20 protein-coding genes are annotated in these 24,356 nt (G+C 65.8%); 6 read left to right on the top strand and 14 right to left on the bottom strand.

The genetic code is table 11. The features are described from left to right. Positions 1–313 precede the first annotated feature (313 nt). The 4 genes from ACLF6J_RS11510 to ACLF6J_RS11495 form a co-directional block, all read right to left on the bottom strand. Positions 314–724: a hypothetical protein gene (locus tag ACLF6J_RS11510; protein WP_134352549.1), complete on the bottom strand. Its 411-nt coding sequence runs from the start codon at positions 722–724 to the stop codon at positions 314–316. A gap of 526 nt (positions 725–1,250) precedes the next feature. After that, positions 1,251–2,426: a thiolase family protein gene (locus ACLF6J_RS11505; protein WP_005055005.1), complete on the bottom strand. Its 1,176-nt coding sequence runs from the start codon at positions 2,424–2,426 to the stop codon at positions 1,251–1,253. 30 nt (positions 2,427–2,456) lie between these two features. Continuing rightward, positions 2,457–3,659 carry an acyl-CoA dehydrogenase family protein gene (locus ACLF6J_RS11500; protein WP_135950157.1) on the bottom strand — a complete coding sequence of 401 codons (1,203 nt, stop codon included), beginning with the start codon at positions 3,657–3,659 and terminating at the stop codon, positions 2,457–2,459. Between the two features lie 3 nt (positions 3,660–3,662). Continuing rightward, complete coding sequence (locus tag ACLF6J_RS11495; protein WP_228179441.1) at positions 3,663–4,985, bottom strand: CaiB/BaiF CoA transferase family protein; 1,323 nt, start codon at positions 4,983–4,985, stop codon at positions 3,663–3,665. A 151-nt stretch (positions 4,986–5,136) separates the two neighbouring features. Here ACLF6J_RS11495 and ACLF6J_RS11490 point away from each other — a divergent pair, with 151 nt between their 5' ends. The 4 genes from ACLF6J_RS11490 to ACLF6J_RS11475 all read left to right on the top strand — a co-directional run bounded on the left by ACLF6J_RS11490 (position 5,137) and on the right by ACLF6J_RS11475 (position 9,721). Further along, the gene (locus ACLF6J_RS11490; protein WP_135950158.1) at positions 5,137–5,892 is read left to right on the top strand and encodes an SDR family NAD(P)-dependent oxidoreductase; all 756 of its coding nucleotides are present in this window, start codon (positions 5,137–5,139) and stop codon (positions 5,890–5,892) included. A 96-nt stretch (positions 5,893–5,988) separates the two neighbouring features. Continuing rightward, on the top strand, positions 5,989–6,888 hold the full coding sequence (locus tag ACLF6J_RS11485; protein ID WP_135950159.1) for a LysR family transcriptional regulator: 900 nt from the start codon (positions 5,989–5,991) through the stop codon (positions 6,886–6,888). A gap of 121 nt (positions 6,889–7,009) precedes the next feature. Next, a complete protein-coding gene (locus ACLF6J_RS11480) occupies positions 7,010–8,416 on the top strand; it encodes an IS1380 family transposase (RefSeq protein WP_135950160.1) in 1,407 nt (468 codons plus the stop codon). 246 nt (positions 8,417–8,662) lie between these two features. After that, the gene (locus tag ACLF6J_RS11475) at positions 8,663–9,721 is read left to right on the top strand and encodes an alcohol dehydrogenase (RefSeq protein ID WP_005054993.1); all 1,059 of its coding nucleotides are present in this window, start codon (positions 8,663–8,665) and stop codon (positions 9,719–9,721) included. A gap of 28 nt (positions 9,722–9,749) precedes the next feature. Here the strand turns inward: ACLF6J_RS11475 and ACLF6J_RS11470 are convergent, their stop codons facing one another. Beyond that, positions 9,750–10,598, bottom strand: coding sequence for a 3-hydroxyacyl-CoA dehydrogenase family protein (locus ACLF6J_RS11470; RefSeq protein WP_005054991.1), 849 nt, complete (start codon positions 10,596–10,598; stop codon positions 9,750–9,752). Next, a complete protein-coding gene (locus ACLF6J_RS11465) occupies positions 10,595–11,347 on the bottom strand; it encodes an enoyl-CoA hydratase/isomerase family protein (RefSeq protein ID WP_135950161.1) in 753 nt (250 codons plus the stop codon). Before ACLF6J_RS11465 ends, ACLF6J_RS11470 begins: the two co-directional genes overlap by 4 nt. A gap of 212 nt (positions 11,348–11,559) precedes the next feature. On the opposite strand from ACLF6J_RS11465, the gene ACLF6J_RS11460 reads away from it, so the two are divergent. Next, positions 11,560–12,930 (top strand): NAD-dependent succinate-semialdehyde dehydrogenase, encoded by a 1,371-nt coding sequence (locus tag ACLF6J_RS11460; protein ID WP_347424474.1) that lies wholly within the window; start codon positions 11,560–11,562, stop codon positions 12,928–12,930. Between the two features lie 82 nt (positions 12,931–13,012). On the opposite strand, the gene ACLF6J_RS11455 is transcribed toward ACLF6J_RS11460, so the two are convergent. The 4 genes from ACLF6J_RS11455 to ACLF6J_RS11440 form a co-directional block, all read right to left on the bottom strand. Beyond that, positions 13,013–14,728: a sigma-54-dependent Fis family transcriptional regulator gene (locus tag ACLF6J_RS11455; RefSeq protein ID WP_421076887.1), complete on the bottom strand. Its 1,716-nt coding sequence runs from the start codon at positions 14,726–14,728 to the stop codon at positions 13,013–13,015. A 69-nt stretch (positions 14,729–14,797) separates the two neighbouring features. Continuing rightward, entirely contained in the window at positions 14,798–15,253 is a 456-nt protein-coding gene (locus tag ACLF6J_RS11450; RefSeq protein ID WP_421076886.1) for an acyl-CoA thioesterase, read from the bottom strand. Positions 15,254–15,303: 50 nt separating this feature from the next. Further along, positions 15,304–16,917, bottom strand: a complete 1,614-nt coding sequence (locus ACLF6J_RS11445) for a flavin-containing monooxygenase (RefSeq protein WP_195692615.1) — start codon at positions 16,915–16,917, stop codon at positions 15,304–15,306. A 44-nt stretch (positions 16,918–16,961) separates the two neighbouring features. Beyond that, positions 16,962–17,873 carry an alpha/beta hydrolase gene (locus tag ACLF6J_RS11440; protein ID WP_005054979.1) on the bottom strand — a complete coding sequence of 304 codons (912 nt, stop codon included), beginning with the start codon at positions 17,871–17,873 and terminating at the stop codon, positions 16,962–16,964. Between the two features lie 482 nt (positions 17,874–18,355). Between ACLF6J_RS11440 and ACLF6J_RS11435 the strand changes: the two genes are divergently transcribed. Further along, positions 18,356–18,790, top strand: a complete 435-nt coding sequence (locus ACLF6J_RS11435) for a hypothetical protein (RefSeq protein ID WP_101305219.1) — start codon at positions 18,356–18,358, stop codon at positions 18,788–18,790. Positions 18,791–19,095: 305 nt separating this feature from the next. Here the strand turns inward: ACLF6J_RS11435 and ACLF6J_RS11430 are convergent, their stop codons facing one another. From ACLF6J_RS11430 to ACLF6J_RS11415, 4 genes are all read right to left on the bottom strand, one after another. Continuing rightward, positions 19,096–20,352 (bottom strand): hypothetical protein, encoded by a 1,257-nt coding sequence (locus tag ACLF6J_RS11430; RefSeq protein ID WP_005054973.1) that lies wholly within the window; start codon positions 20,350–20,352, stop codon positions 19,096–19,098. Then, positions 20,315–21,658, bottom strand: a complete 1,344-nt coding sequence (locus ACLF6J_RS11425; RefSeq protein WP_005054971.1) for a hypothetical protein — start codon at positions 21,656–21,658, stop codon at positions 20,315–20,317. Before ACLF6J_RS11425 ends, ACLF6J_RS11430 begins: the two co-directional genes overlap by 38 nt. Positions 21,659–21,727: 69 nt before the next feature. Beyond that, the gene (locus ACLF6J_RS11420) at positions 21,728–22,831 is read right to left on the bottom strand and encodes a hypothetical protein (RefSeq protein ID WP_005054969.1); all 1,104 of its coding nucleotides are present in this window, start codon (positions 22,829–22,831) and stop codon (positions 21,728–21,730) included. Next, a complete protein-coding gene (locus ACLF6J_RS11415; protein WP_005054967.1) occupies positions 22,828–24,354 on the bottom strand; it encodes an AAA family ATPase in 1,527 nt (508 codons plus the stop codon). The genes ACLF6J_RS11420 and ACLF6J_RS11415 overlap by 4 nt, the downstream gene beginning before the upstream one ends. Between the last annotated feature and the right edge of the window lie 2 nt (positions 24,355–24,356).

Here is a 24,356-nt window from a genome sequence, read left to right as displayed (position 1 = left end):
GATACGACGCCCCGACTTCTTCAAGAGTGGAAAGCACCCGAGAGGGCGCGTTCCGTATGAATCCGTCGAGTTCCGAGTCGGTAACGAGTTCCGTCGCGCTGTCCAGCGGCGGAAGGCGTTGGACTCGATCACCGCTCAGCAAACGGTGCACGTGCGCGCGAGCGAGTACACCTCGTCGCGGGAAGCCGGAATGGACATTCTGCGCGATTGCGATCCGCTCCCACTCCTCTGGCGGCAGCAATTCCGTGTAGTCGAGCGAACGTCGCCGGGCATAGTCGATGGGCGTATCGACCGCATCCAGGAACTGAGCAAGCTACAGGATCGTCGGCAGGGTTTCGGTTTCGGCACCGCTCCTGCCGAGCGAACGCATCACGTTGGTCACTCGGCGGCTCGGCGCTTCCCTATCGATCAAGCCCAGGCTCGCAGCGTGGGTGAGCCTGCTTCCTGCCAACACGATCGCTGCGGACAGTGCCGCCGCCGCAATGGTGCGGTCAACGCGTCGAGGTGCAAGGTGAGCGGTCCACTCCGGCCAGAGAAGCGGTGGAATCTTGGCTGCGCGAGCCGCCGCGTCGCCGCCATCGAAAGCCGTCTGAAGGACGAACGTGGCTCGACGTTTCGTACCTCGGGTAGATTCGATCAAGGTCTGCATCTGCGGCGATAGTCCGTCGTAAGAGGTGGTGACGTTGTCGCGGAGCAGTTCATTGAGCAGGGCAGTGTCATGCACCGCCCGACATGCGACGGCATAAGCAGACGCGCGATGAATCGCACCGGCGCCGCCCGATGATGTCCGACTTTCGTCTGGACCCCGTTCCTCCAGGTCGCGACTCACAGCCTCCGACATCCCGCGCTCGTCCCGTTGCAAGTGAGCCTCGCGGAACCTCGCTACTTGGCAGTACTGCCAAGTGACTGACAAGTAGCGGTGGATTTTGCCAAGTTCACCCGGAACCTACCGTCAGTTGTGTAGGTTCCCGCTCGAGATGGCGGATAACCCCAGGGATTCCACGCTAGTTGGCGGTGGTCCCGGACTCAGGATTCCACGGGAAATGGCGGATTCCTACACCGCTCTCTGACGCGCCGACCCTGTCTGGTCAGCGGCCTGTCACGGCGGCGAGAGCGCTGGAGGTCACTGCAGCTGGCCGAGCTCGAGCATCTCACCGTCGAGGAAGAACGTCGGAGGGGAATGCTGAAGCTTCGGTTGACTCTGGGACTGCCAATGACCCCACCACGAACGGATGCTCGCGGTCTCACTGTCACCGTTCCAGCACGACGGCGAGGCCTTGACCCACGCCGATGCAGATCGCCACGACGGCGACGCCGCCTCCGCGTCGCGCAAGCTCATGCGCGGCATGCCCGAGAATGCGGCCCCCCGAAGCGCCCAGCGGATGGCCGATGGCCAGCGCTCCGCCGTGGATGTTGACCCGCTCAGGATCAAGTTCAGGCCACCCGGCGACGCATGCGAGCGACTGTGAAGCGAACGCCTCGTTGAGCTCGACCACGTCGACATCGGCCCAGGACCGGCCGGCGCGTGCGAGCGCCTTGTTCGCCGCCTCGATCGGCGCGATCGGGAACAGATGCGGATCGACGCCATGCGCCCCGCGTCCCGCAATCCGCGCGAGTGGCTCGCCGGGCAGCGCACCCTCCGCGGCGATCAGAACGGCGGAAGCGCCGTCGTTGATCGGCGAGGAGTTGCCGGCGGTGACGGTGCCTTCGCCGTCGCGCGCGAACAGCGGAGTAAGCCCGGCGAGCTTGTCCACGGAAGTGTCGTCCCGGATGCCCTCGTCGCGTGCCAGGTCGGCCCCTGGCACGTGCACGATCTCGCCATCGTAGACCCCGTCAGCCCACGCTTTAGCTGCCAGCCGGTGAGAGCGCACGGCGAACTCGTCCTGGGCATCTCGGGAGATTCCCCACTCTCGGGCGATCTTCTCCGCCGATTCTCCATTGGAGATGGTCCACTGCTTCGGCAGCTTCGGGTTGGTCATCCGCCACCCGATGGAGGTGTTCCACAGTGTCTGGTTACCGACCGCCGGCCACGGCCTCGGCGACTTCTCCACGATGAACGGCGCCCGGCTCATCGACTCCACTCCGCCGGCGAGCACGAGACCGGCGTCGCCGGTCTCGACAGCGCGGGCGGCCTGGATCACCGCTTCCAGCGACGACGAGCAGAGTCGGTTGACGGTCACGCCGGTGACACTGGTGGGGAAGCCTGCCAGCAGCGCCCCGAAACGGGCGACGTCGCGGTTGTCCTCTCCTGCTTGGTTCGCATCGCCGAAGATCACGTCATCGATGCGCGCGGGGTCGAGGCCCATGCGCGCGACGGTCGCCTTCATGACGACTGCGGCGAGATCGTCGGGCCGGATGCCGCTGAGCGCGCCACCCGCCCGCCCGAAGGGGGTGCGGACAGCATCGTAGACAAAGCTCGCGGTCATGGCGGGCTCCCTTCCGTGGTCGGCCGAGGGTCAGGCGAACGCCGATATTCCGGTGATCTGGCGGCCGATGATGAGCGACTGGATGAAGTCGGTCCCCTCATATGTGTGGACGACTTCCATGTCGGTGAGGTGGCGGGCGACGTGGTTCTCCAGAAGGAGTCCGTTGCCGCCGAGGAGGTCGCGGGCATCCCGGCAGAGTGCACGCGCGTGCTGGCCGGTGAACATCTTCGCGAGCGAGGCCTGTTCGTTCGTCAGTCGCCCTTCATCCTGCAGAGTGGCTGTGCGGAAGCAGAGCAACTGCATCGCGGTGAGATCGGCGAGCATGTTGGCCAGCTTGTTCTGCACCAGCTGGAAGCTGGCGATGGGCTTGCCGAACTGGACACGTTCCTGGACGTAGACCGCCGCTGCCTCGTACGCGGCGAGAGCGTGCCCGAGCGCCTCCCACGCGACGGTGCTGCGGGTGCGGTTGAGGATCGCGGAGACGTCACGGAATGAGGTCGACTTCGCCAGCTTGTTCCCGGCAGGGATCCTCAGTCCGGAGATCTCGATGTGCGCCTGCTGGATCGCGCGCTTAGCGATCTTCCCGGTGATCGCCTCCGCAGAGTACCCCTCGGGATACTGTCCGTCAGCGCCTTTCTCGAGCACGAATGCCTTCACTTTGGCATCCGCTGTGTCGCGGGCCCAGATGATGACGAGGTCCGCAACGTGTCCGAGCCCGATCCACCGTTTGGCACCGTCTATGACATACGCGCTCCCGTCGCGGCGGGCAGTGGTCTCCAGGGCGACGGAGTCGGAGCCGTGATCGGGCTCGGTCAGCGCGAACGCGCCGAGCTTGCGGAGGGCTGCCATTTCGGGCAGCCAGCGCTGCTTCTGCTCGTCGTCGCCGAGCAACGCGATGCTGCCCATCGCAAGTCCCGAGTGCACGGCATTGAGCGTGTTCACACTCCCGTCTCCACGAGACAGTTCCATCGCGACGAGGCCGGTCTGCAGTCGGGTCAGTCCCGGACAGCCGTAGCCCTGGATCGCGGTGCCCACGATTCCCAGCTCGCCCAGTGCGGGGAGGATCTGGTAAGGGAAGTCCGCTAACTCCCAGTACTCGTTGATAACTGGCAGGACCTCGGAATCCACGAATCCGCGCACACGTGTGATGAGATTGCGGTCGTCGTCGCCGAGAAGATCACCGATCTGATAAAAGTCCGTATCCACCGGATGTGCCGCCTTCGTGATCGTCATCTCTCAGCGTCCCTCTTTCCGAATCGCCGGGACGGTAACCCGATCGCCGACGTGGTCTTCATCGTCTTCCGCGACTTGCAGCCACCGTCGGACCGCCTCGCCATCCTGGTCGAGTGCAGGAGGCGCGGCGCGGTAACTCGCGGGGGTGCGGGAGAACGTTATGGGGTTGCGAATGGTGGGCACCGCGTGGTCGCCGGTGCCGGCCGCGACGCTGGGCTCCAGGCCGATCTTCGCAGCGAACTCGACGCCTCCACGGACATCCAGGACCGGCGCACACGGGACCTGCAACGGGCTGAAGATGTCGAACCACTCCCATGCGGTCTTGGTGACCAGCCGCGCTGTCAGCAGCGGGCGCAGGGCGTCTCGGTGCGCGCTGCGGTCTGCGTTGGACGCGAAGCGAGTGTCTGCGGCCAGCTGCGGCAGCCCGATGGCGTCGCAGAACGTAGCGAACTGCGCGTCGTTGCCGATCGCGAGCACCAGTTCCCCGTCATGGGTGCGAAACGGTGCGTAGGGGTAGATACTGGGGTGGTCATTGCCCATCCGGGTCGGAGACTGCCCGCTCAGCAGAAACCCGCCGGTCTGGTTGACCATGCCCGACAATGCGGAGGACAGCAGGTTCAGTTCGACGTGCTGTCCCTCTCCCGAGCGCTGTCGGTGGTAAAGGGCGGAGGTGATCGCGATGCACGTGTGCAACCCGGTGATCACATCGAACACCGCGACGCCCGCGCGGAACCCTTCCGTGTTCGGCGCGCCGGTCACGCTCATCAGTCCAGACAGCGCCTGTGCGAGCAGGTCGTAGCCGGCGAGCCCCGCGCCTCCCGCGGTACCGAAGCCGGTGATCGACGCATAGATCACACTGGGGTTCTCCCGCTTGACGGACTCGTAGTCCAAGCCGAATCGCCGGAGCCCGCCGGGTTTGAAGTTCTCTGTGACCACATCGGCTCGGGCCGCGAGACGCTGTGCGAGGACAAGGTCATCGGGGTTGCGGAAGTCCAGCACCACAGACTGCTTGTTCCTGTTAATGGAGAGGAAGTAGGTCGACTCGCCTCGGTACTCCGGTGGCCGGTAGCTGCGTGTCTCGTCCCCTAGCGGACTCTCCACCTTGATGACCGTCGCCCCGAGGTCCGCGAGCAGCATCGTGCAGTAGGGGCCAGCGAGTACCCGGCCGAAATCCGCGACCAGGAGACCCTCGAAAGGACCACCGGCCACGTCCTGCACCGTCCGGCCATCCGGGAGCGAGCTCTTCATCATCGGGAACACCTCAGTCGTCGTGTTCGTCCAGACTCCCAGCAGCCGTTTATGTCCGTCCAATACCTGATCAGGCACGTATTGATGCTCTAATCTCATGAAACGAGGGCTGTTCCAGAACGGCACACTCGAGGCTCCCCATTTCGACGCCACCCTGGTGGTGTCGAGGCGATGGGGCCGGGAGCGGCCCGCGCCTGGGCGTGATCAGCAATGAGGCTAAGGAGAACCCATGGGTAGCAGGCTTGCAGGCAAGGTCGCGATCGTCACCGGCGCGGCGAACGGGATGGGGCGCGCACATGTGCGCCGCCTCGCCCAGGAAGGGGCGAGCGTCCTCGCCACCGACGTCGACTCGGCCGGGCTCGAGCACACCGTCGCCGAAGCGAACCGTGACGGCGGGACGGTCGTGGGGCTGGAGCAGGATGTCGCGATCGCGGCGAGGTGGGACGAGATCGTGGCAGAAGCCGAGCAGCGTTTCGGCCGGCTCGACATTCTGGTCAACAACGCGGGGGTGCTCATCCTCAAGCCCGTCGAGGAGACCACAGAGGAGGAGTGGGACCTCATCTTCCGCATCAACGCCAAGGGTGTCTTCCTCGGCACCAAGGCCGCGGTGCCTGCTCTGGTCCGCGCAGGCGGGGGATCGATCGTGAACATCTCGTCGATCTACGGCATCATCGGCGCACCGAGCGCCGCCGCGTACGAGGCGTCAAAGGGCGCCGTCCGGCTGCTGACCAAGGCCAGCGCGGTGGACCTGGCCAAGTACGGCATCCGGGTGAACTCTGTGCATCCCGGTGTCATCGCCACCCCCATGACCACGGGGCTGCTGGCGACGCCGGAGTCGACGAAAGCCGTGCTGTCCACGACGATCCTCGACCGGCCCGGCCAGCCCGAGGAAGTCTCGAACGTCGTACTCTTCCTCGCCTCGGACGAGGCTTCCTTCGTCACCGGCGCCGAGTATGTCGTGGATGGCGGCTATACCGCGCAGTGATCTCGGTCGGCCGGGGTCTGCGCGACCCCGGCCGACTCATCCAGACTTGTATGCCAATCCACCTTCCATCGGTACGGATTATGCAATAATCCCTGGATGGATCTGCAGCAGCTGCGCACCTTCCTCGCCGTCGCCGAGGAACTGCACTTCGGACGGGCAGCCGAGCGCCTGCATATGGCGCAGCCGCCGATCAGCCGCGGCATCCAGCAGCTGGAGCGGGAGTTGGGTGCGCGGCTGTTCGAGCGGAGCACCCGCAAGGTAACGCTGACCTCGGTGGGCGAGGCCCTCGTCGCCCCCGCCCAGGAGGTCCTGGACGCGCTGGACCGGGTGAGCAGGGTCGCCCGCGCAGCCGGGACGGGCGAGATCGGTCACGTCCGTCTGGCGTACGCGGGTGCGTCCTCCAACGTGATGGTCGGATTGCTCGCCCGAGCAGTCAACCAGAACCACCCAGGCATCCACCTCGAGCTGCTCAGTCAGCACTTCGCCCAACCGGCGATGCAGCTGCTCACCCGCGGCGACATCGACATCGCCCTCGGCAGGTGGGACCACATTCCCGCCGCCGTGCGCACCCGCGTGATCGCTGTCGAGGAACTCGTCATCGCCGTCCCGGAGACCCACCGTCTAGCCGACGCCGGTGCCGTGTCGATCGCGCAGTTCGAGGGTGAGCCGTTCGTGTCGCTCCAACCGCAGACCGGCACGTTGCTGCTGGAGCGGCTGCGACAGATGAGTAGAGCCGCCGGGTTCAACGCCGATGTCGTCCAGCACGCACCGGACTCGTGGACGCTGATGTCCCTCGTCTCCGCCGAGATCGGCTGCTCATTGACCCTGTCCTCGGTGATCGACAGCATCGCCGACCCGCACTTGCGCTTCCTGCGCCTGACCGACGACGTCGCACCTGTCGAGCTGCGGATGGCGTGGCTGCGCGACAGCGACGACCGTGCCTTGCACGCCGTGCTCCGGTTGTCCGAATCCGTCCTCCCGACGCCGCAGGACTAAGCCTCGATCCACCGATGGACGGGGCGTTGAGCGAGCGTCGTGACGTAGAAATGCCCCTCTGATCAGGAAGAATAGAGCTTGCTTAGGGTTCTGTTCGTCTGGTCGGAGAGGCATCTCGTAGATGCAATTCAAGCACGCCCCCGCCGCAGTGTCTGCGGTGTTCGATGATCCGAATCTCGTGTCGGCCGCGGGGCTGGTGCCGATGCTCCGCCTGGCGCGTTCCGCGGGGTTGGACGAGCTCGCGCGTGAGCGGTTGAGCGTCCCGACGGATAAGGGCGCCAACGCGGGTGCGAAGGTGATGGCACTGGTCGCGGGCATGCTCGCCGGGGCGGACTCGATCGACGACATGAACCTGCTCCGCCATGGCGGAATGGGCCGGTTGTTCGACCGGACGTATGCGCCGTCGACGCTCGGGTCGTTCCTGCGGGAGTTCCGGTTCGGACACGTCCGCCAGCTCGACGCCGTCGCCTCCCGGGTGTTCGCGAATCTCGCTGTCGACGCGCCGCTGCTCCGAGCAGGCGATGGCGAGCGGGTGATGGTGGATCTGGACGACACCATCATCGAGGTCCACGGATACCAGAAGCAGGGCGCCGGTTTCGGGTACTCCGGCGTCCGGGGGCTGAACGCCCTCCTCGCCACGGCATCGACCACCTCGTCGGCGCCGGTGATCCTGGCCCAGCGGTTGCGGCAGGGGAAGACCGGGTCCCCGAAGGGGGCCGCGCGGATCGTCGGCGATGCTCTCGCCACCCTGCGCCGCACCCGCGCCGCGACCGGGGCCAGGCCGTTGCTGCGGGCGGACTCCGCGTTCTACGGACACGCGACCGTCGGCACCGCGATCAAGGCGGGCGCCGACGTGTCGGTGACCGTGAGGATGGACCCGGCGGTGAAGGCCGCGATCGCGACCATCCCGGATGATGCGTGGGAGATGATCGAGTACACCGACGCGATCCGTGACGAGACCACCGGGCAGCTGATCTCCAAAGCCGAGGTCGCCGAGGTCCCGTTCACCGCGTTCCGCTCGAGGAAGAAGGCGGAACAGGTCGCCGGACGGTTGGTGGTGCGGCGCATCCCCGATCTGAACCCGAGACAGGTGGAGCAGCCGACCCTGTTCGACGTCTACCGGCATCACGCGTTCTTCACCACCACAGCGAAGGAGGTGATGGACACGGTGGCCGCGGACAAGACCCACCGCGGTCACGCGATCATCGAGCAGGTCCACGCCGACCTCAAAGCGGGGCCGCTCGCGCACCTGCCCTCCGGGGTGTTCACCGCGAACAGCGCCTGGCTCGTCATCGCCGTGATCGCATTCAACCTCACCCGCGCTGCCGGTCTCGTCGCCGACCGAGCGGGACGGCTCGCGAGAGCAACGACCGCGACGATCCGCCGCACCCTGATCCACGTCCCCGCACGGCTGGCGCGCTCCGCGCGCCGAATCACGCTGCACCTGCCCGAGGCCTGGCCATGGCAGACCGCGTTCGACCGGCTCTTCACAGCCACGCACGCGCCACCGCCAACGGTGACCACCTGACCATCGCCGCAACGCGGCACGACCGAGGACCAAGTGGACGACCGGGATGCGACGCCCGGAACTCAACCCTGCCCTCGACGCGTCACCGCGCCCCGATCATGCCGCCCCGGCACACCCACGGCTCATCGGTGGATCGAGGCTAAGGGTCGCCAGGTATCAATCCGCCTGCCATTTGGTATTGGAGAGAATCAGAACGAAGTGGAAGCGTGGAGTCCACTGGGCGTACATCAACGGCGAGGACAACCAATGCACGCATTCGCGATCTTCCAAGACGACCACACGGTGACCGATGTGGAACTGCCGACACCAACCCCCGAAGGCACCGAAGTGCTCCTGCGCGTCGTTCGGTCCGGGGTGTGCCACACCGACATGCACCTGCGTGAGGGGTACTACGATCTCGGCAGCCGGGGGCGTCTGAATCTGATCGACCGGGGCGTCACCTACCCGCTTGTCCTCGGCCATGAGGTCGTCGGCGTCGTCGAAGCGGCCGGCCCCGACGCCGACGGGGTCTCGCCGGGTGAGCATCGCCTTGTCTACCCATGGATCGGCGACGGCTCCTGCGACGCATGCCAGGCAGGTCACGAGAACCTGTGCCCCTCGCCCCGTAACCTCGGCGTCGCCCGCCACGGCGGGTATGCCGAGTTTATCCTCGTCCCGCACCCCCGTTACCTCCTCGACGTCACCGGGATCGAAGAGCGGTGGGCCGCAACTCTCGCCTGCTCCGGCCTGACCGCCTACAGTGCCGCGCGCAAGGCCCTTCCGGCCACCGCGTCCGATCCGGTCGTGGTGATAGGCGCCGGCGGTGTCGGGTTGATGGCGATCGCCACGCTGCGCGCGCTCGGCCACGAAGCAGTCCTCGCGGTGGACCTGCAGGAGCGCAATCTGGAACTGGCGCGGCAGCTCGGAGCGACCACGACGATCTCCGCCCGCCAGGAAGACCTTGCCGCCGCCATCGTCGCCGGCGCCGGTGGGCCGGTCGCGGCGATCGTGGACTTCGTCAACAACTCCACAACAGCTCCCGCTGCGTTCGCCGCGCTCCGCAAGGGCGGAACGATGGTTCAGGTCGGGCTGTTCGGCGGAGAGCTGGTCATCCCCACCGCGTTGCTCACTCTGAAGATCATCACCATCCGCGGAAGCTTCGTCGGGTCCCTCGGCGAGCTCGAGGAGCTCGTCGGGCTCGCGCGGCGCGGCGCGCTCCCGCATCTCCCGATCATCGACGGGGAGTTGTCTGCGACGGCGGTGCAGGATGCGCTGGACCGGCTCGCCGCGGGCGGCGTGCCCGGCCGGATCGTGCTCAGCGCGTGACCGCGCCGGGCGTCCAGCCGGCCACGACTCACGCGTAGTCGAAGAAGCCGCGTCCCGTCTTGCGTCCCAGCTCCCCGGCCGCGACCTTGTCGCGGAGGATCTGCGGCGGGGCGAACCGCTCGCCGAGCGTCTCATAGAGGTATTCGGCGATCCCGAGACGCACGTCCAGCCCGACAAGATCGGAGGTGCGCAACGGACCTGTCGCGTGACGGTATCCCAGCACCATCGCCGTGTCGATGTCCTCAGCGCTGGCCACCCCCTCTTCGAGCATCCGCATCGCTTCCAGCGCGATTGCCGCGCCCAGGCGGGAGCTCGCGAAGCCGGGCGCGTCGTTGACGACGATCGGGGTCTTCCCCAGCGATGTCACCCACTGCTCCGCCCGTTGCCGCAGGTCCGGGTCGGTCGACGGCGTCAGCACGATCTCGACGAGTGACGAGGGCGGCACCGGATTGAAGAAGTGCAGTCCGCACACGCGCTCCGGCCTCGCCAGCTGCGCCGCGAGCCTTGTCACCGACAACGATGAGGTATTCGTGGCCAGCCACGCCGACTCCTCCACGATCCCCTCTGCTCTCTGCATCGCCTCGACCTTGAGTGCGAATGTCTCTGGGACAGCTTCGATCACGAGCTCGGCATTCCGCAGCGCCTCGTAGTCGGCGCTGGCCGCGACGCGGCCGGCGATTGCGTCGACGTCGACCGAGGCATCCCGCTCCGCGGCCTTGCGGATCCCATCGGCCAACCGCGCGGCGGCCGCGCCCGCCGCCGCCGGGTCACGTTCGATCACGGTGACCTGGGCGCCCGCCTGAGCGAACACTTGCGCGATACCGGCGCCCATGCGGCCGCCCCCGATCACGCCGACGGTGGAGGGAACAGTGATCATCGGGTCTCCTGAGAACGGTTGAGGAATCGGGTCATCAGCTGCGTCTTGGCGTCCGACTCGAACAGGATCGCCTGCGCGAGTTCGTCGACAAGGGGGTGGGCGTCCCGCGGCGCAGCGAGCACGCGCTTCGAGAGGCGGAGGGCGAGCGGATCCTGGCCAGCGATCCGATCGGCGACGGTATCCGCCGCGGCCGCTAACTGGTCGGGTTCATGCACCGAGGCCACCAACCCACACCGCAGCGCCTCCTCGGCGTCCAGCCGGCGCCCCGTGAACAGGATCTCCTTGGCCAGCGGCTCCCCCACCAGCTCGGCGAGCCGCCAGGTCGCCCCGGCCGCGGCCAGGATTCCGATCGCCGTCTCGGGGTTGCCGAACACGGCGCGGGTGGACGCGATCCGGATGTCGGCCGCGTACGCGAGTTCCGCACCGCCCCCGATCGCGAACCCGTCGACCGCGGCGATCACCGGCATAGGCAGCCGCGCGATACGGGTGAACAGCCCGGAGTTGATGCCGGCCAGCGCTTCGTCGCGGCCGCGCTCGAGCAGCTGCCGGATGTCTGCGCCAGCCGCGAACACACCCCGTTCGGGCGTGGAGGTTCCGGTGAGAATCAGGATGCGGGGCTCTCGCTCCAGGCTCGTGCATACCGCGTGAAGTTCGTCGACCATGTCGTCGTTGATCGCGTTTCGCACGTCAGGACGGTTCAGTTCGACGTGAAGCCGGTCCGCGCCCTCGCGGAGTATCAGAGTGGTCACCGTCCCAGCCTCCCATCACCGATCAATGCGCGTCCAATACCCGATCCACGTACATCTGATGCGCCATCGTCATCAATCTGGGCCGGGATCGGTATTGGACGAACTCGGCCACGGCGCGACAGGCTGAGTGGGCAGTATCGCGCCAGACGACCGCCGATCTGGGCGGGCGTGGCCCGAGAGACGCACGACAGCAATGAAGCGAGGAGACCACGATGGGTGCATACCGGACCATCAACCCAGCCACCGGCCAGACGGTCGCCGAGTACCCCGTGATCGGCGATGCGGACGTGGCCGACATCGTCGCCCGCTCGCACACGGCCTACCGCAGGTACCGGGAGCTGCCGCTCGCCGAACGGACGGGGATCCTGGCACGCGCGGCGCAACTGCACCGGGACCGCATCGATGAACTGAGCGCGCTGCTGACCCTCGAGGTCGGCAAACCCGTCACGCAGGCCCGCGGGGAAGTCGAGCTGGTCGCCTCGATCTACCAGTACTACGCCGACCACGCCGAAGCGTTTCTCACCGACGAGACCCTCGACATCGTCGGCGGAGGGGAAGCGCTCGTCCGCACCGAGCCGATCGGGCCGCTGTTGGGGATCATGCCGTGGAACTACCCGTACTACCAGGTGGCCCGGTTTGTCGCCCCCAACCTCGCACTGGGCAACACGATCATCCTCAAACACGCCCGCAACTGCCCGCAGTCCGCCCTCGCCATCGAACGCGTGCTCCACGATGCCGGGCTTCCGGCCGACGCGTACATCAACGCGTTCGTAGACAGCCGCCAGATCGCCGGCATCATCGCCGACCCGCGCGTGCAAGGGGTGTCGCTGACCGGCTCCGAGAAGGCGGGCTCGGCTGTCGGCGAGGTGGCCGGCAGGCATATGAAGAAGGTCGTCCTTGAGCTGGGCGGCTCGGACCCGTTCATCGTCCTGGAGGATGCTGACGTCGACGCGGCCGTGGCAGCCGGCGTGCGCGGCCGCATCGCCAACGGCGGCCAGGCGTGCACGGCATCCAAGCGGTTCATTGTCGTGGATGCCGTCTACGACGAGTTCTCTCGGAAGTTCATCGACGCGATCACGAAGATCATCCCCGACGACCCCACGGACCCCGACACGTTCCTCGGCCCGTTGGCGTCCGCGGATGCCGGCAAGGAGCTCGAGGAGCTCGTCGAGGACGCGGTCGCCAAGGGCGCCACCCTGCACATCGCCCCCGGTGCACGCCGAGAGGGCGCCTTCTACCCGCCCAGCGTGCTCACCGGGGTCACCCCGCTGATGCGAGCCTACGAGGAGGAGCTGTTCGGACCGACCGCGGTCGTGTACCGGGTGCCCTCCCCGCAGGCCGCGGTCGCCCTGGCCAACGAGTCGCCCTTCGGGCTGTCCAGCAGCGTCTTCACGCAGGATCCTCTGGCGGCCGCGCAGATCGCCCGCGAACTGGAGGTCGGGATGGTGTGGATCAACAGCACCAGCCGCAGCGCACCGGACCTCCCCTTCGGCGGCGTGAAGCGCTCCGGCGTCGGACGCGAGCTCGCCCGGTACGGCATGGACGAGTTCGCGAACAAGAAGCTCATCCGAACCCCCGCCTGATATCCCCGTGTAACGCCTCCGCCGCGCCGAGTACGCAACTGCGAATCCAGGCCTCCCTGGTCGGCAGGCGGGGGCGCTGTTTTCAGGAGATCAGGGTGTTCTGCCCGTCGAGACCGTACGCGCGCAGTTTCCGGTACAGCGTTGTGCGCCCGATACCGAGGATCTCCGCTGCGCGCGAACGGTTTCCGTCCGCTTCCCGCAGCGCCGCATCGATCGCCCGGTACTCGGATGCGGCGATGCCGCGCAGCTGGCGGGCACGTGTGCGCATCTCGGCGGGCAGAAGGTCGACGTCCAGGATGGTGCCGACGGGGCGGTACGCCACCATCGCGGCAATCAGAACCCGCAGCTCCGAGGCGCCACCAGGCCAGTCCCACCGGGAAAGCGCCTGCAGCAGAGCAGGGCTCAGTGTCACCGAGTGCTCCTGAGCGAGTCTCACGGCCAGGCCGATGACACGGTCTGGGTCATCGCGCAGCGCTGGGAGGTCGAGTCGCGGCCCCAGGCGGCCCAGGTAACTGAAGACGACGCCAGTCGGGTCGTCTGCGACACAGAACACGACCCGGGCGGACCGGATGGGATCTGCCGCGCCGGCCAATTGCTGCAGGACCGGGAAGTCAGCGTCGGTCAAAGACTCGACGCTGCGGACGACCACCGATGTACCTGTGCTCAGCGCGTGCACCGCCGTGACCACGGCCCCCGGTTCCCGAAATGCCGGGGCGTCGATGACGACCGGGTCGTGGCGGTCGCGTTCGCGCAGCCAGAGCTGGGCGAGAAGCGTCTTCCCGCTGTCGCGGGGACCGTGGATCGCGATGCACCCGCTGGTGCGACCGAGCACGTCGAGGTGCGCGGCAAGGCGGGAGAGTCGGGTGGGTTCCGGCGCTGCGGTCGGCTCGTCCTCGGGCAGTTCAACGAGGTAGATGCTCTCGCCTGCCCGATTCACGATGCGGCGGGCAGTGCTCGGCCGACCCGCGAGCAGGACGGATGCGACATCCCCCTGCCAGTGGTGGGCCTGCAACTCGTCCCACAGGGTCACGTGCCGCTCGGCCGAGAGCATCGGCAACGCGCCCGTCGAGGCGAGCACGCCTCCTCGACTGATGGCCAGCACGCGGTGGCGGGCGGTGCCGTCCGCGAACCGGGCCAGCAGCGCCTGCAACTCCGGCGGTGCGGTGTTCAGGAGCGCGTCCTGGAGGTCACGAGCGGCCTGCTTCGCGATCGCGAGCATCGCGGGGTGGGATGCCCCGACTGGAGAGGCGAGGGCGAGCGAGCCGATGACACGCTGCGAGAGGGGGTCGTGGATGGGGGCGCCGGCGCAGGCGAGGGTCTGCAGCCGGTCGTTGACGTGCTCGGCGCCGCGCACGAACACTGCGGATCTTTCCTCGATCGCCGTTCCGAGTCCGTTCGTGCCCAGCGCGGACTCCGAGAAGTCGAATCCTTCGGCGGCGGACACCTTGTCGAGCCGTCTCGCGTGGCTCGGGTCGCCTACCTTTCGGGCGAGGATCCGTCCGGATCGGTCGCTGACCAGCAGCGCGACACGCATGTCAGCGAGTGATTCCGCCCATCGCGCCAGGACGGTCTCAGCGGTGTCCTGGAAGCGTCCCGCCGGTTCGGAGAACGGGTGGTAGGCAGGAGTCGCAGTCGGATCGCAGCCGCCACCGGTGGTGATCGAGCGACGCCAACTGCGCTCGATCACCGGGGGGACGTTCAGTGTTCGGGGAGTGAGACCGTGCGCGCCGACGCCAGCTTCGAGAAGGCGTTCACGAGCCTGCCGCACGCTCGCGGCGGAGTAGGTATCGGTGGACATAGCTGGGACCTCGCGTCATTGCAAGTGGTCACACCCAGTATCCGCCTCCCTATTGGAACCCGCCAATACCTAGTCCGCTGTGGATCTATCCTCTGTGCGCATGAGTCCATGGTGGTGGGGAAGCCGGTCGCGTTCGTAGGTGATGTCGGTGTAGCCGTGAGGAATGGGCTGGCCGTGGTCGTCGAGGCCGACGAAGACGATCTTCTCGATCGTGAGAATGCGTTCACGGGTGATCATGTTGCGCACCTCGGCGCGCATCGTGAGGGAGGTGCGCCCGAACGCGGTGGCGCGCAGTCCCATCTCGATCAGGTCACCTTGTCGTGCGGAGCTGACGAAGTCGATCTCGGAGATGTACTTGGTGACCGCCCGAGGGTTTCCGAGCTGGATGATGGCGTAGATCGCGGCCTCTTCATCGATCCAGCGCAGCAGGCTGCCGCCGAACAGGGTGCCGTGCGCGTTCAGGTCCTCGGGACGGACCCAGCGGCGTGACCGGAATGTGACGTCTGCTGACATGTTGTCGCTCATAGGACGACCGTAGGCCGGGAAGCACACTCCCGGCCTACGGTTACCGTCGATCAGGCCGGGATGGGCTGTCCGATGCTGAATCCTTCGAAGTCCTTCGCCTGGATCTCCGAGAGGAGGCCGCGGTAGGCGCCTAGGCCGCCGAGGTAGAACATCACGGCGTGCTTCTTGCCGGGGATGTTCGCCCCGAAGATCCACGAGTCGGTCTTGGGGAACAGCGTGTAGTTCGCGATCGTCGTGCAGGTCTCGGTCCATTCGTCCTCGACCTGCTGCGACACCTCGATGAGCCCGCCTCTCCGCTCCGCCTCGGTGACCAGGGTCGTGATGAACTCGACCTGCGCCTCGATGCTGGGCACCAGGTTGGTGAACGGCCCGTTGGGGCCGAGGATCATGAACATGTTCGGGAATCCGGCCGTCATGATGCCGAGGAAGCTGGTCGGGGCGTCGGCCCAGTGCTCGTCGACGCTCACCCCTCCGCGCCCGCGGATGTCGATGCGGCGGTAGTTGCCGTCGACCGCGTCGAACCCGGTAGCCAGCACGAGCACATCCAGCTCGTGCTCCACGCCGTCCGCGGTCTTCACCCCTCGTGGGGTGATCTCGACGATTGGGTTCTCCTTGATCGACACCAGCTTCACGTTGTCCTGGTTGTACACGTCGTAGTAGCCCTGGTTGCACAGCGGCCGCTTCGCATACGGCTGGGTCGGGGTGAGCAGTCGCGCCGTCTCCGGATCCTTGACCGTCTCAGCGATCTTGCGGCGGATGAACGCAGCGGCTGCCTCGTTCGACTCCGGGTTGATGGCGATGTCGTTGAACGTGCCGAACATGAAATAGAATCCGTTGCCTCGGTCCCATGCCGCCTGGAACACGCGCTCCCGCTCGGCCTCGTCGACATCGGTGGCCGCGACGGTGGACTCCTCGAACCCGAACGCGACGCCCGAGTTGCGGACCTGCTCCCAGATCTCCGGGAACCGGGACTTGTAGTTCTCCACCTCTCCCGGCTCGACCGGTCCGTTGCCGGAGGGGACGCTGTATTGCGCGGAACGCTGGAACACGGTCAGGTGCGACACCTGCTTGGCTGCGGCGACGATGAACTGGGTTCCGGTCGAGCCGGTGCCGATGACGCCCACCCGCTTGCCCTCGATCGACAGGTCGTCCGGCCACTCCGCGGTGTGCACGAGGCGGCCTTCGAACGAGTCGATCCCGGGGATGTCGGGGATGTTGGTTGCTGCGAGCAGTCCCAGCGCCGTCACCACGTATCGGGCCGTGAAGGATTCTCCGGCGGAGGTGCCGACCGTCCAGGTGTTGGTGGCTTCGTCGAAGACGATCGACGTGACTTCGGTGTTCAGCTGGAAGTCCTTGCGGAGGTCGTACCGGTCGACGACGGTCTCAAGGTAGCGGAGGATGTCGGGCTGGTCGATGTACTTTCGGGCCCAGTCCCACTCCTGCAGCAGTTCGTCATCGAACGAGTATCGGTAGAAGGGGCTCTCCGTGTCGGACATGGCGCCGGGGTACCGGTTCCAGTACCAGGTGCCTCCGATGCCGGCGCCCTTCTCGAACCCGCGGACGCGCAGGCCGAGCTTGTCGCGCAGTGTGTGCAGCTGGTAGATGCCGCCGAATCCGGCGCCGACGACGATCGCGTCGAGGTCCGTGGTCTGTGTGGATGTCATGGTGCAACTCCTTCGTTGAATGAGGTGGGTGGGGGTGCTGCAGGTCAGTGGCGAAGCCACTGGCCGATCGCCGCAAGCTCCGCGTCGACGTCCGCGTCGCGGCCAGCCAGGAACGGGTAGACGTGCTGCTGTCCTTCGGCGACATGCAGGGTGACGTCAACGCCGGCGCCCTTGGCGCGCTCTGCCACGCGGATGGCATTGTCGACCAACGACTCGACCGAACCGGCGTTGACGTACAGCGGGGGGAACCCGGTGAAATCCGCGTAGAGCGGGTTCGCGAGCGGCGCCGACGGGCTGGTGGTCTCCCCCAGCACGCCGGCGATCATGCCCTCCAGGAGCGGCACGGAGATCAGCGCGTCGGTCGCATCGTTGGTGACCAGCGTCGCGCCGCGGTTCTCCATGTCCAGCCACGGGGAGAACGCGATGACGTGCCCGGGCAGCGGCCGTCCCTTCGCCTTCAACGCCAACGGGATGGCGATGGCGAGATTGCCTCCCGCCGAGTCGCCGATGGTGGTGACGTCCTCGGGGTGGACCCCCCGCTCCAGCAGGGCCTCGAACGCCGCGACCCCGTCGTCTACCTGGGCGGGGTGCGGGTGCTCGGGCGCGCGACGGTAGTCCAGCACGAACGCTGTTACCCCGGCCGCCTTCGCGACGTGCGCGGCGAGCTTCCGGTGGCTGGCCGCAGAGCCGACGGCGAACCCGCCGCCGTGCGTGTAGAGGAGGACCTTGGAGCGATCGGCTCCGGCCGGGAACGCCCAGATGCCGGGCACGCCGCCGACCGTCTCCTCCTTGTAGGTGACATTTTCCGGTTCGATGGTCGGCTGGTGCCATTCATCGAAGATGCTGCGGAACAGCCGCATGTCCAGCTCGTGGGTGGCCATGAGCTCGGACCAGCCCAGATACAGATCACGCAGGGCGCTCGGGACGACTGCGGTCGCGGTGGATGACGAGGACATCGCATAACTCCTTCGTTGATGCTCGGCGCCTGCAGGAACGAGGCGACCACTCGGTGGATGAGCTCTACTCTCAGGGAGGATTCCGCCACAGCGCTGTGCCGATTTGGAACAGCTCACCCGGGTTGCCCGGTGACCACGACAGAGATCGGCTCCGGCGCACGGCATGATCAGGATCCAGCGCACGAACGAGACCGGATCGGGCACGGTGCCAGACGATCAGCGCCGCCACGACGAGAGTCGCGGCGGTCACCGCCATTGCTCCGACCCAGCCGCTCTGCGTGAAGACCGTCGCCAGGACGAGACCGACAGCCGGGATTCCATCTCCACGGAGAGCGACGGCAGCACACGCCGGACGGCGAAGATCTACTCACCGCCACCGTCTCCGCTTCCGACGACGACGACAGCTTCGGCTTCTACTCCCGGCCCACCAAGGCCCACATCATCGCCGCCGGCATCCGCCGCACCGCATGAACGAGCGCCTCATGAACAGCCGCACCAGCCTCACCATCTACCCCGCCCACGACGAGCAAACCCTGCTCCCGCCGACGCCGATCCTCGTCGACGAGCACTACTTCGTCCGCGCCGGGCTCGAGCAACTCCCCGCCCGCCTCATCGGGTTCAGCCCCGCCGGCGCGCTCGCCATCACGGCGTGGGTTCACGACGTGTTCCGTGCCCCGGAGCTCGCACGCGACCTGTACCCGACTTTCATCATCGCCGGTCGCGTCCAGGCATATCCGATCCCCGCCGCCAGGGTCACCGTGCGCGAGCCCGCCGGCGTCGTCCAGGTCGTGATCACCGACCCTCGCGGCAAGAGATACCGGCCATACCTCGGCGAGGACCGCGACATTGCCGACCGCATCGCCGCGGCCTGGGGCTCCCACCGCGGATACTCCGCCACCGTCCAACCGATCACCTGACAATCACGAACGGAGACACCATGCGCTGCTTGATGTGCGAAGAGCCCACCACGATGTACATCCCCTCGGACGACGTCGACGGCATCGGGCTGCATAGCTGCGGTGTCTGCGGGTTCGAGATCGAAGGCCCCCGCGACGAACCCGCGCATGTCGCCGACCATCGGAAGCTCACTGCAACGACGACCTCGACGACGTGTAGGTTCCCGTTGGAAATGGCCGAGGATGCCGGGAATCCCCGGTAGTTGGCAGTGGCCGAAGGCTCAGGATTCCGTGGGGAATGGCGAATCCCTACAGCCCCACGCCAGTCAGTCCTCGGCAACGCTGTCAGCGGCGTCGAGGCCGGGCAGTGTGAGAGCAGTCGCTTCGATCTCTTGCTGGGGTGCAGGCTCGGGCGGCGCCTGCGCCGGCTTACCGAACCCTGCGATTAGAAGCTCGCTGATGTCGTCCTTCAGAGAGCCAAAGCTTCGCAGGAACGCTGCAATGAGGCTCACGCTTGATCTTGCCGCCGGATCATTGAGTCGAAGCTGAGCCCCCGCAGCTTCTGAGATGTCTCGCCCACGAGCTAGCCGCTCGTGAACGACGAGATCAAACTGTCGAGGCAAGTCTCGGAGCGCGGGCTGACGGCCTAGCCGGATTGCGAGTTCTGCAGCAGAGTCAGCCCACTCCGGCGGTGAGGGCTCAAACGCGCCCATGGCCTCAGTCCGCACCTCGGGCGAGGCCTTCGCCGCCGCGAGCAGTCCACTGATGAACTTGTCGAAGTCGCGCGACAACTGGCGCATGCGCTGAGCGGGCACAACTCCGTCTGCGAGGCGTTCGCGAAGAAAACTTGTGAATGCACTCGGATCCATCGGGCGGACAAATCCCACGATCGTTACGAGGTTGAGTACCCAGATACTGAGGGTCTCTGAAATGAGCCACCGTACCGCGAGCTGTTCGTCATCCTTGACGCCGGGCGTCCAGCGCTGGCAAAGCGTCTCAAGTAGACCCAGGCTCTGCTTCAGTGCAGCGAACGGATCTAGAAACCACACGGTGGAAGTGAGGAACTTGAACGCAGGTCCGAGCGTGGGATCGTCCTTGCTGACTACTTTGACTGTGCGCCGCAGAAGCAGGGCGTTGGGTCCGTGGGCCCCAAGATCTGTGAGTTTCGAGAGATTAAGTGCGGCCTCTCGCGCCTGGAGGTCGTTGATCGATTCGACGCTGACGCGGGAATGGCGGCCCAGCTCCCGGGTTCTGGGCGTCACGCTCGAGGCAACAGTCAGTTCCGCTCGCTCTGCGCCTACCAACTCTTGCAGTCCGCGTAGCCACACAATACGGTCGAGTGGTTTCGGCGCGCTCTTCCCCGTCCCGCTCTTGGACTCGCCAATGGTCCGGTGACTCTCGAGCCCGGGACCAAGCCCGATGGCGAGTAGATCCAGGTCGGTGACTTGGATGAGTTCCGCGCCGTAGTAGCTGATGAGGTCGATGCCTACCCGAGTGAAGTACCCCTCCCAGAACCACACTTGGCCTACGCGGCATTCGAGTCGATCACCGGGGGTTAGCGGGTCGGTCTTGACGGGTGGCACGTTGCAGTTCCTTTCTCAGCTCGAGGATCGCTGATCTCGCGATCTCGTCAGCGGCTCCGAGGTCGCCCGCGCCCGCACGTGTTTGCTCTGGGTTGGTGAACTCGCCTGGAGCTCGGAGGAGGTTCACCGTCGGGTCCGTCGTTCCTGCGGACGTTGATGAGTTCTGAAGCCACGCGAGCCCGCCTTCGACGATCTCCTCCTTCACAAGTTCGAGGTATGCCCGGCCGTGGTCCGTTTCACGGACGCGAACGATGCCGTGCGCCTCAAGCAGGTGGTAGTCGGTGCTGATGTTGCTCGCAGGCCCAACGCTCCCGCGGTTTAGGAGCGCCCGCACGAGGACCACAGGATCGTGTATTCGACCGCCGCTACGTTCCGCTCGTTCATGCCCGAAGAGCATGTGGGCGACAAAAAGCTTGCGCTGATTCAGCGCCTCGGTGGTTGTGAGCCGGTCGTCCTCCGACTCGAGAGTAGGTGAAAAGACATATGTCTGCGCTCCGGATCCTCCCGTCGACTTGACGGTGGCGGCCTGGACGAGTCCGACCTTCTGTGCTGCGCCGAACACGCCGGGGGTCGGTTGCGCGAGGAGTGGAAGTGCGAGGCCGGGGTGTTGCGCTGCCTGTTCACATATGCCGAGAAGCGCGTCGCGCTCGCCCGGGGGAAGGCCACGGAGGAACGACGCGATCTCAATCTGTCCTGACTCCCACACGTAAGGGCTATAAATTACGTCCTCGGCGAGATCGACGGAGTTGACGCGCTTTGTAAGGCCTGTCGCCAGTGCAAGGTTCAGACCGGTTTCGCTGACTTGGTCGTTGAATCCTCGTCGGTGGAGTTGGTCGAGATGTTGGGTGGTCGTCAACGGGGCGAACGATGCGACTTCGATCGAGTGCAGCGTTACGATCTCATCGATGGTCGGGTTGAGCTGCTGTAGAACGCGGTAGGACTGTTCGATGAGGTTCCCGGTTACGCCCAGAAACTCCTGCACCTCGATTACAACGCCTTGTGTGTCCAGCGCGAAGTCTGCAACATTGGCAGCCTTCAGCGCCGGCAGCACGGTCGAGTGAAGTGATTGCCTTCCAATTCCTGCCTGGACGGCGAAAGACTCGAGGGCGGATGCACTCAAGGGGTCGGAGAATCCATGGATGCGGGCGACGAAGTCCATCGCTTCGCCTGCGTGAAGTAGTGACTCGAGTCTGGGTCTCAGAGCCGGGTCGATTGTGCGCGAGGCTTGATGAACCCGCGTCACAGCGCGCCCGAGTCGCCGGTCGGACCTGTTGACGTCCAGATCGGCAGTGGTGCTCTCCGCCATTCGAATCTCCTCACCCGCTACCGAGATGAGCCTACTGATCGGGCGTACGCTCCTCGCAGTGCGCTCGTCTCAATTTGTGGGGAATCGCATTTCGAGCACTCGCTGCCATTTGACGACGTCGGCGGCGTCCTCGGGCCGAAGACTGCGCATGTGTGCCAGACGATTCCGAATCGGCATGATCTGCGCGCTGAACTGTCGCCAGTGAGCGGCGCTCAACCCCAAGTCGCCGATCTGGGAACGGTCCTTTAGTTGGAGCAACTCCCCGAGTGAGAGCCATTCGAGAGGGTCGCGCAATTGCTTGACCGACGTGGCGCCCATGTATGCCGATTCGCTCGCTCGCTCGAGCACTTTTTCCGGAAGGTCGCCGTTCAGGCACTGCGTGCGCCAGTTCTCCGCCCATGCGGCGATTGCGCGCCGACGCACTTCGCGTCGGATGATCCGCTCGATCTTCCAGAGTCCCGAACTCACCTCGGCAAGCTGCTGCTGAGGATCGAGGGCATCCGCGAGAACCTCGTCGAGCGCCTTCTTGAGCGGTCCGAGATGCTTCGGAAAATTCCATGTCCGAGTCGCACCGTCGGGCGCTGTAAGGCTGGAACCATCCAGCGCCTCAAGCTCCCTCGCGTTGAGCAGGCCCAGCGCGCTCTGGCCAATCAGCAGGCTCTCGTACACGACACGATCGAGAGACGCAGCCAGGTCCATACCGAGTTCTGTCAGCGCCCGGCACAGTACGTCGGCCGGGGAGGCGCCGTCTTCAACGCACGTTGGCCACTCGTGAGCGCCTGTGCTCTTGACGACCGGAGCATGCGCCAGGCTGGCGTCGTCAAGGAGCGAACTCCCGACCACTGGAGGGAAAGCAATCCGAGGCGCCCGGGAGAGGAGGATGACCCTGCCGCCGGCCTCGACGTCGCTGAAGACGCGCTCGCGTAGCGCACCCATCTGAGTGGCCTCACTCTGCATCGTGAGCGACTCCATCCCGTCGATCACGACTGTTCCGGTGGTAAGTGGGCCATCTGGCTGCAAGTAGTCCCGGACGCGCGTCACGTTCACCTGCGAAGCCCCCAGAGCGCGGCGGGCTGGCTCGTTGCTCGAGCCCAGCTGCAGGAACACGACGCGGAGTTGCTCCGCTTTTCGGTGAACGCCCAGTATCCAGTCGGAGTAGTCGGTCGCGCTCATACGAGCTCCAGGATCACGCTGACTTCGAACTCGCCGTCCTGTTCGTGAATCAGACCCAGGTCCTTCAGTCGACGAACTGCGACGTGCTCGCTGGATGCGAGTTCCTTGAAGTCGGCTGCACTGTCCATCAGCACGTCCAGCATGACGGCCTCGTTCGCGTAGTAGCGCTTGACGTGTTGGACCATCTCCTCAATGTTGCCTTGGACGCGACTCTTCCAATCATCAAGTTCTGTGAGCACGGAAGCGCGAGTCATCGTACGTTGGAAGACGTCGGTCGGAAGGTGCTGCACGACGGCTGAGCTCAGATTTCGATACAGATAGGCGTGACCACCGGACGCCTCGTGGAGTGCCTCGAGCGCACCAGGTTCGATCTGGATGCCCATCTTGCCGCCGACGGTGCTCGCGAGATCGTCCGCCTCTTCTCGCTCCAGCGGCTTCACGTACACGGCCTTCGCCCAAGAGAAGAGGGGATTCGGTCGACCATACAGTCGTCCACCTTCAACGATGGCGCTTGTAAGGCCGGACAGCACGAAGGTGAAGTTCTCAGACTCCTGCACGATGCTCCTGAGGGCCGATAGCAGCTGCGCAATGCGTGGCATGTCGCCTTCAGCGATATCGATGCGATCCGCTGGGGTCAAGTACTCGATCTCGTCCAGGAGGAGCAGGATCCTATGCCCGTCTTTGTGGAGATGCTTGAGTATCGCCTGGAGAGCGTTCTTCAGGTCGAGGATGCTCGGGCGTTCCTGCAGCTGCGAAAGCTCTTGGGTGCGCAGCTTGTGAGCTTTGAGTTCAGCAATCAGTCGTCGACGCAGATCGCTGACGATGTCGTCGGTGGGGTCTTCCGGCGGAGAGGGGAAGGCCTCCAGGTCCATGAGGACGGTCACCACTTTGTCCTCTTGCAACTCCTCCTTAAGCTGCATGAGGATGCTCGTCTTGCCCGACTTCCGCAGTCCGAAGACGCCTGTGACTCGCTGGTTGAACACGTCGTCACGCATCGACTGCAGCAGTGTCCTGCGGCCGAAGAAGCTCGCGCCATACACGGGAGTCGTCATGTAGAAGAGGTCTCGGGCATAGATGTAGTCGCGAAGAAGGGTAATTAGCGAGAGTTCGTCTTCGTCGTCAATCAAGAGCGGGATCGCTAGTTTCGCGGGGCGCGACCAGTCGTTCAGTTTGATCTGTAGACGCCGATCGGGCGACCACATGAAGAAGATGTCCGGAGTGATGGAACGATCGGCGCCACCGAGCTCGCGGGCCGCAGCCTGGAAGGTCCGGCCCTGGAGATCCTCATGCGGACTGTAGAAGATCATCACCTCGCGGGTAAACCCAAACCCGGCCTCGATCGCTCCACTGAATCGCACATGGACGATCGCGCAGTCCCTGAAGCCATCCTGACGGCAGAACCCCGCGTAGACCACCTGGGAGCCAAGACTTCGCAGAGCGTCGATGTGGTCACGCAGGACCGGGTACTTGTATCGAACGCGCTCGACGTTTGCCAGCAGGTCTGGGTGCTGGGGCGCCGCCACAG

The sequence above is a fragment of the Microbacterium sp. IO18 genome, from assembly GCF_049099505.1.
Lineage (GTDB): Bacteria > Actinomycetota > Actinomycetes > Actinomycetales > Microbacteriaceae > Microbacterium > Microbacterium aurugineum.
Note: the sequence above shows the minus strand (reverse complement) of the source record. Positions and strands in the feature narration are given on the sequence as shown.